The organism is uncultured Clostridium sp. (genome assembly GCF_963527835.1).
GTDB lineage: Bacteria > Bacillota > Clostridia > Clostridiales > Clostridiaceae > Clostridium.
In genome coordinates this window covers 61,631-69,375 of sequence record NZ_CAURTC010000014.1, presented here as the reverse complement: position 1 = coordinate 69,375, position 7,745 = coordinate 61,631, and the positions used below count along the sequence as shown (strand labels likewise).

The window sequence follows — 7,745 nt, the reverse complement described above, 5'->3', positions numbered from 1 at the left end:
GACGTTGCCAGGTAAGCTTAAAGAGATAGTTGTTATAACTATCTCTTTTTTAGTTTCATTTTTTGAGTTTATCCACAAGTTTACCCACAAGTTTATAAAAATTATGTTAGGCATTTATTTAAAAGTTTAAATTAGATTACATAACTTGTATTATTTCACATTTGATTAGAGTATAATTATAATGTATTACATAAATAAAGATTATGGAGGAAATTTATGAGTAATAATTTACAGATATCATATAAGGGTTGTAAAACTAAACATTTTATAAATTATGTATTAGGTATATTTAATGCTTTATTTACACTTTCAATTTCTGTAATTATTGCATTGAATTTAACTTTTATATATAAGTTAACTATATATAGATATAATTTATCAAAAATTAGTGGATTAACTGTGGAAGAATTAATGATTAACTATAAAAAAATAATAGTTTATTTACAAAATCCATTTATCGAAAAATTATATTTCCCTGATTTTCCTATGAGTATTCAAGGAGAAATTCATTTTCAAGATGTAAAAAAAATATTTATATATATAAATATGTATATTTTTTTAGTCATGATATTAATAGGAGTATACTTTCTTATAAGAGGTAAAATAAGGTGTGCTAATTATATAGAGTTAAAATATATATTAAATAGTAGTGCTAATTGTATACTTATATTTTTTACATTTTTAATGTTATGTATTTTAATTAATTTTTCACAAATATTTAATACCTTTCATAAAATATTTTTTAGGAATAATTACTGGGTATTTGACTCTGATTTGGACCCAATAATTAATGTATTACCTGAAGAATTTTTTATGATAATGAGTGTAATTATACTGATATTTATATTGGTACATGCATTAATTTCAAAAATATATTATTATAAAAACTGTAAATAGTTAAATAACAATGTATTAATAGTTTGACACTTATTTGTATACCCCTTAAAATTTATAAGATAGTAAATAATTGAGGGGGATTATATGGGAGTATTATTAATAATATGTCCACTTGTATTTTTAGCAGGAATTATTGATGCTGTAGCAGGTGGTGGAGGTATAATATCTTTGCCTGCATATATTTTTGCTGGAATACCAATTCATATTGCATATGGAACTAATAAATTTGCAAGTTGTATTGGTACTTCGATTTCATCAATAAAGTTTTTTAAAAGTGGAAACATAAAAATAAAGCCAGCATTATTATCTGCAGCAGGAGCATTAATAGGATCGTGGTTTGGGGCACAAATAGTATTATTGTTAAATGAAAAATATTTAAATTATTGTTTAATAATAATTTTGCCTATTGTTTCATTATTTTTATTGTTTAATAGAAATTTTAGTATTAAGAATAAAAAAGAAATATCTAATAAAAAGTTGTACATATTATCTTTTATTATTGGATTGTTTTTAGGTGCATATGATGGATTTTTTGGGCCAGGAACTGGAACTTTTTTAGTTATATGTTTTACAGGAATATTAGGATTTAATCTTATAACTGCATCTGGAAATGCCAAAATTGTAAACTTAGCATCTAACTTTTCTGCATTAATAGCATATATATTAGGTGGAAAAGTTATGTTTTCTATTGGAGTACCAGCAGCTATATGTGCGATAGCTGGCAATTATTTGGGAGCTCATTTAGCTATTAAAAATGGTGATAGGATAATAAAGCCAATAATATTTGTAGCTATTGGTTTATTATTTATAAAAGTTATACTTGATTTAATATAAAAAGTTATTATGTTTTTAAACATTTGTAAGTTTTATATTAAAAACATTAAACAATAATATTATATATTAGAAATGTTAAACGATATTAATTATAAGTTATATTAAAAACAGAGCTTATAATTAATATCGTTTATATTGTTATTTATTTTACATCTATAATTATTTATTATCTTTTAAATCTAATATTCTGTGTAATTATAAGAAATTTTACTTTGAACTAAAAAATTTTAATATTAATAAGTACTCACAATATTCTTACAAACTGTGCCTATTTGCTATTTCAAAACAAGCATTTATCTTATTATGGATATAATCAATTGAGGTTAATTCAACAGTATTTAAATTTCATAAATATAATTAGTCCCATATTGTTTTTATAAATCTATTATTTCTAAATCATCTGGAACATATATGTTACCACTAAACTCTTCTTTACCTTCTTTAAGATATAGTTCTTTTCTATGTAATAAATCTTTATCTTCTGTATGATATAGTATAACATTTTTTACAGCTAATATTTTAGCATTATTACAGGCGTCTTTAACTGTAGCATGATGTTTTTCATAAGGTTTAAAGATTTCTTTTTGAGAATATAAACAAAATGCTTCATGAAATAAATAATCTACATTTTCACAAAAATCTTTTACTATCTCTCTATATGGTTCATCACCTAGAAAAGTTAAAGTTTTACCATTTGATAAAAATGTTTTGAATCCAAACTGCAATTCTTTAGTGCTATGTATGTCAAAAAATATTGTTCTTCGCCCTAATATATTAACTTCAGTATTATTTTTAATTTCATTAAATATAATTTTATTATCAAATAGTTTTAAAAGTTTATTTTGAAGCACATAAGAACAAATAGTTTTTATAGCTTCAATGGATTTTTTGTTGCAATAAATATTAAAAATACCATCATATTTATCATTTAACATTCCATTTGCTACTGCACGAATTACCCAAACACTTCCTAGCACATGATCATTGTGATTATGAGATATAAACATATTATGTATTTGATTTATTTTTATGTTTGCTTTTTCAAGATTTGATAATATGGTATTTCCACCACCTGCATCTATAAGAAAATGCTCATTACCTTTTGATAAAGTGAAACAAGTATTATAACATTTGGTTACCATAGCAGAGCCTATACCAAGCATAGTTATAGATTCCATAAGATTTCATCCCCCTATAATTCATTATTTAAGACAGTATAATTATAAAGTTTATATGTATTTATAACAATAAGTCACATGAAAATAAATAATAAGACCAAAGTTGCAATGGATATTTTTCATCAGGCAAGAAGGTGAATTGTCCTCATAGCGTGCCTATTAGGTCAAGTTGACGACGCAGCATGATGGAAAATAGGCTGGCAAATGGACTTCTTATTTATTTGATTGTGCCTAAGCAGTAGATAGTAAATTATTTTTATTTATATAAAATGCTCGAAAACCTCTATTGTTTATCTCGGAGGATTAAAGGGCATTAATTTAAGGTGGCTCGATACCAACTTAAATTAACATTACACTTGAATATATTTTGAATTGTTTCAAAACTTACAGTAAAAGATGAATATGGTTAGACATTATTCAAGTGGTCGTAGTGTTTTCGATTTGGAACTAGTAGGTAAAAACACTACGATAAAACTCGTAGAGTAGTTAGAGGATTATTCAAATCAAGTTTTGGATTAGTCAATTCAGATGTGAATTGTTCATTAAATATATTAATAAAAGAAAAAATGTATTCCTGAAATAGTTCAAGCTATGGAGGATAAAGGTAGTGTGTCCCCCATTTAATAGTAAGGGGAACTTAAATATCAAACCTCTAAAGAATCCACAGTTGATTGTCTCAGTGCTAGTTCATAAATCAATAAATACAATTATTATATTAAATATATCTTGTAAGTACTTTACAGTAATGTTTAAAAATGATATAATGATCAAAATGAATACGGAAAACCTAAGGTAGAGGAGCTGTTTATAAAGAGTACTTATTTAGGAGTTGGCAAACGTTGATTAATAAGGAAAGGTATAATGGCCGAAGAAATAAATCAAGCAAAAATTTATTTCTGGGTATGTATAGAATATATACATAACTGTCACGAAAGTGGGGAGCTACAAGGATTTACTAAGATGTTATTTTTATTATTAAATTTTAATTTAAGTAATATTTTTATAAGCTTTAGCAATGAAACTCTACCCGTTATAGTAATACTATAACGGGTTTTCTTATAGCAATATTTTGAGGGGGCTAATTATGAAAATTGAAGGAATAATAATACCACTTGTAACACCGTTTAAAGATAATTGTGTTGATTTTGTTTGTTATAAAAGGTTGATAGATTATTATATAGAACAAGGCGTGGATGGGATAATACCATTAGGGACTACTGGGGAAAGTCCAACAATATCATCTTTTGAATATAATGAAATATTATCAAAAACAATGGAATATAATAATAGTAGAACAAAAGTTTACGTAGGACTTGGGGGAAATAACACGTCTGAAGTAATAAAAAGGTTAAAGATAGCTAAAGATAATAATGTTGATGGAATATTATCAGTAGCACCGTATTATTCTAGACCAAATCAAAGAGGAATTTATGAACATTTTAGGAGCATATCTGAATCTACAGATAGAAATATACTAATATATAATATTCCTTATAGAACAGGAGTTAATATAGAAAATGATACTATATATAAGTTGGCACAGCTAAAAAATATAGTTGGAATAAAAGATTGCTCGGGAAATATAAGCCAAACTTCAGAGCTATTATTAAACAGACCAAGTGATGATTTTTCAATATTAACAGGAGAAGATGCTCTTTTTTATACTACATTGGCGCTTGGCGGTGATGGTGGAATTTTAGCATCTGCAAGTTTAAACACAAAAAGTTTTATAAAAGTATATAATGATATGAAATCAAATAATTATAAAGAAGCATTAAAAACATGGAGAGAGATTTCTAAGGTTATACCATTATTATTTAATGAACCTAATCCAACTCCATTAAAATATTGTTTAAAAAATATGGGATTAATTAATTCTGATGAAGTTAGATTACCACTAACTAATATAACAGATGAACTTAAGAACAAATTAGATAATATGTTATTTTTATAGATAACTATTTATATAAGGGGCTAGGACAATTAGCAATAAGTAATAAGTAAAAAATATGGGGATATTTTTAAATAAATAAAATTAAGGAGATTAAAATCTCTTTAGTTTTATTTTTTTTATATTCCCAAATATTTTTGACTATTGAAATATTTAGGAGTAATATAAGAGAGTTGCGTTCAATTTTAAAATAAGTTGAGTTTTTTTATTGATATGTACAATTTAATTAAAAATACTACTAAAATGTAGCTTTAAATAATATGGCAGGGGGAGATATAAATAATGTTACCTAAACTACTTACAATGATAAAACAAAAGAATATTACTAAGAATCAGATAGCAAAAGATATTATATCAGGAATTATTGTTGCTATAATAGCCTTACCTTTATCAATAGCATTAGCAATATCATCAGGAGTATCACCTGAAAAGGGACTTATTACTGCAATTTTTGCAGGATTTGTAATTTCACTTTTTGGTGGAAGTAAAGTTCAAATTGGAGGACCAACTGGAGCTTTCGTAATTATAATTTATTCTATTATTCAACAGTATGGGTTAGATGGATTAATTACAGCTACAATAATGGCAGGAATCATTCTAGTTATAATGGGATTATTAAAATTTGGAACAGTAATTAAATACATACCTCAAACAATAACTGTAGGTTTTACTAGTGGTATAGCAGCAACCTTGTTATCTACTCAAATAAAAGACTTTTTTGGATTAAGAATAGATAATGTTCCAGCAGAATTTATTCCAAAATGGCAAAGTTATTTTTCACATATGAATACATTAAGTACTTCAACATTATTAATAGGTATATTATGCGTACTTATTATTGCTTTATGGCCAAAAGTTAATAAAACAATACCAGGTTCATTAGTGGCGTTAGTTGTATCTACTGTACTAGTAATGATTTTTAAATTACCAGTAGAAACTATAGGTGATAGATTTAGTACATTATCATCTTCAATACCCATGCCAATGTTACCTAAATTAAGTATAAGTACAATAAATCAATTATTTGCACCAGCGATGACAATTGCTATATTAGCTGGATTAGAATCGTTATTATCAGCAGTAGTAGCTGATGGAATGATCGGAGATACTCATGATTCTAATATGGAACTTGTTGCACAAGGTATGGGTAATATTGTATCAGGATTATTTGGTGGAATACCAGCAACAGGAGCTATAGCAAGAACAGCAGCAAATGTTAAAAATGGTGGAAGAAGCCCAATAGCAGGTGTTGTACATGCTGTAACCTTACTAGCTATTATGTTAATTTTAATGCCGGTTGCTAAATTAATACCAATGACATCTCTTGCAGCAATATTAGCTGTTGTATCTTATAATATGAGTGAATGGAGAACATTTAAGTCATTATTAAAAGCACCTAAGAGTGATGTTATTGTATTAGTTATAACATTCTTCTTTACTATAGTGTTTGACTTAGTAGTAGCTATTGGATTCGGAATGCTTATGGCTATGTTCTTATTTATGAAGAGAGTATCTGAAACAACTGCTATTAGGGATTTAGTAGATGAAGAGGTATTTGATGAAGAAGTTTTAGATATGTTAAAAGAAGCAGATGGAAAGATACTTGTTTATCAAGTGGATGGACCATTATTCTTTGGAATTGTACAAGACTTCTTAATTAAAGTTAATGCTGTTAAATCAACAGCAGAAGTTCTTATATTAGACATGAGACATAGTTACGCAATAGATGCTTCAGCAATAGAGGCATTAGATAAGTTGCTTAAACACTGTAGAAAAAATAAAATAAAACTTTTAATAACACATGTTCAAAAGCAACCAAGAAATGTTTTAGGAAATATGGGAATTGCAGATGCAATTGGTGAAGAAAATATATACAACACTAAGAGAGAAGCTATAACTATAGCAAGTAGATATATAAAAAATATATCTAGTTTTGTAAGCTAAATCTTTAAAACCTATCTATTTTATACATAATTAGATTAAATGAGATTTAAAAAATAAAGTATAGTATATAAAAACCATCATAGAAAATAATTTTATAATTATTTTCTATGATGGTTTTTAATTTAAATGCTTATTTTTTATGTTTTTTTAATTAAAATGTTTATTCTTAAATTGAAGAGGAGATATGTCATGTTCTTTTTTAAATAAATTATTATAGTAGTTTTGATTATTAAAACCTACAGTTAAAGATATATCTAGTAAGGAAAGTTCTGTATTAAGCAATAACTCTTCACTTTCTTTTATTCTCAAAGAATTTATATATTGTGTACAAGTTTTGCCGATTTCTTTTTTAAATAAACTACAAAAATAACTTTTATTTATGTTCACATGAGATACGATATCATCTAAAGTAATATTTTTTTTATAATTTTTATGTATATATTCTAACGCTCTTTTTATATGAAAACTGTATATTTTATTTATTATATACTCATGTTTATAGGTGTGCTTATTATTATCAAAATTATATAGTAACTGCACGAGATGAGGTATACAGTGTAATGGTCTATAAATAAACTTTGAATTCTCAATTTTTTCTTTATTAAAAGGTCCTAAAATAAAAAAGAAATTATCACCATTAAATAAATAGGGATAAATAGCAAAATTTAAATCAAAATGTTCTACTATCTGAAGATTGTTTTTTAGATTTTGTTTTTCATATATTAAATTTATTATATGTTTATATATAAAAGCTTCATTAGAATTTTCATCATTACCCTTTGATAAAATGATTTTTCCAATAGAATCTATAACTTTTATTGGCATAGATGTACATAAATAAAAGTTTTCAATGATAAACAATAATTTTTTTTCTTTAGTTTCCAAATTGTCCTCCTTTATTATACAAATATAGTTTAAAAAAAATATATATACTTTAAGAC

6 protein-coding genes and 1 riboswitch are annotated in these 7,745 nt (G+C 25.5%); of the genes, 4 read left to right on the top strand and 2 right to left on the bottom strand.

Annotated features, from left to right (window positions below):
* Positions 1 to 216: 216 nt before the first annotated feature.
* Entirely contained in the window at positions 217 to 897 is a 681-nt protein-coding gene (locus RYM86_RS08965; protein WP_315079719.1) for a TIGR01906 family membrane protein, read from the top strand.
* Between the two features lie 84 nt (positions 898 to 981).
* Positions 982 to 1,731 (top strand): TSUP family transporter, encoded by a 750-nt coding sequence (locus RYM86_RS08960; RefSeq protein WP_315079716.1) that lies wholly within the window; start codon positions 982 to 984, stop codon positions 1,729 to 1,731.
* Between the two features lie 374 nt (positions 1,732 to 2,105).
* Here RYM86_RS08960 and RYM86_RS08955 read toward each other — a convergent pair whose 3' ends face one another.
* Positions 2,106 to 2,909: an MBL fold metallo-hydrolase gene (locus RYM86_RS08955; RefSeq protein ID WP_315079715.1), complete on the bottom strand. Its 804-nt coding sequence runs from the start codon at positions 2,907 to 2,909 to the stop codon at positions 2,106 to 2,108.
* 785 nt (positions 2,910 to 3,694) lie between these two features.
* A riboswitch (Lysine riboswitch) is annotated at positions 3,695 to 3,862 on the top strand.
* Positions 3,863 to 3,993: 131 nt separating this feature from the next.
* On the opposite strand from RYM86_RS08955, the gene dapA reads away from it, so the two are divergent.
* Positions 3,994 to 4,863 (top strand): 4-hydroxy-tetrahydrodipicolinate synthase, encoded by an 870-nt coding sequence (gene dapA, locus RYM86_RS08950; RefSeq protein ID WP_315079714.1) that lies wholly within the window; start codon positions 3,994 to 3,996, stop codon positions 4,861 to 4,863.
* Between the two features lie 279 nt (positions 4,864 to 5,142).
* The gene (locus RYM86_RS08945; protein ID WP_315079712.1) at positions 5,143 to 6,804 is read left to right on the top strand and encodes a sulfate permease; all 1,662 of its coding nucleotides are present in this window, start codon (positions 5,143 to 5,145) and stop codon (positions 6,802 to 6,804) included.
* Positions 6,805 to 6,951: 147 nt separating this feature from the next.
* Here the strand turns inward: RYM86_RS08945 and RYM86_RS08940 are convergent, their stop codons facing one another.
* Positions 6,952 to 7,689: an AraC family transcriptional regulator gene (locus RYM86_RS08940; protein ID WP_315079711.1), complete on the bottom strand. Its 738-nt coding sequence runs from the start codon at positions 7,687 to 7,689 to the stop codon at positions 6,952 to 6,954.
* Between the last annotated feature and the right edge of the window lie 56 nt (positions 7,690 to 7,745).

What these genes read in the sequence shown, in the direction of transcription:
- dapA (WP_315079714.1), top strand. Translation starts at nt 3,994, where the DNA reads ATGAAAATTGAAGGAATAATAATACCACTTGTAACACCGTTTAAAGAT.
- RYM86_RS08945 (WP_315079712.1), top strand. Translation starts at nt 5,143, where the DNA reads ATGTTACCTAAACTACTTACAATGATAAAACAAAAGAATATTACTAAG.
- RYM86_RS08955 (WP_315079715.1), bottom strand. Translation starts at nt 2,909, where the DNA reads ATGGAATCTATAACTATGCTTGGTATAGGCTCTGCTATGGTAACCAAA.
- RYM86_RS08960 (WP_315079716.1), top strand. Translation starts at nt 982, where the DNA reads ATGGGAGTATTATTAATAATATGTCCACTTGTATTTTTAGCAGGAATT.
- RYM86_RS08965 (WP_315079719.1), top strand. Translation starts at nt 217, where the DNA reads ATGAGTAATAATTTACAGATATCATATAAGGGTTGTAAAACTAAACAT.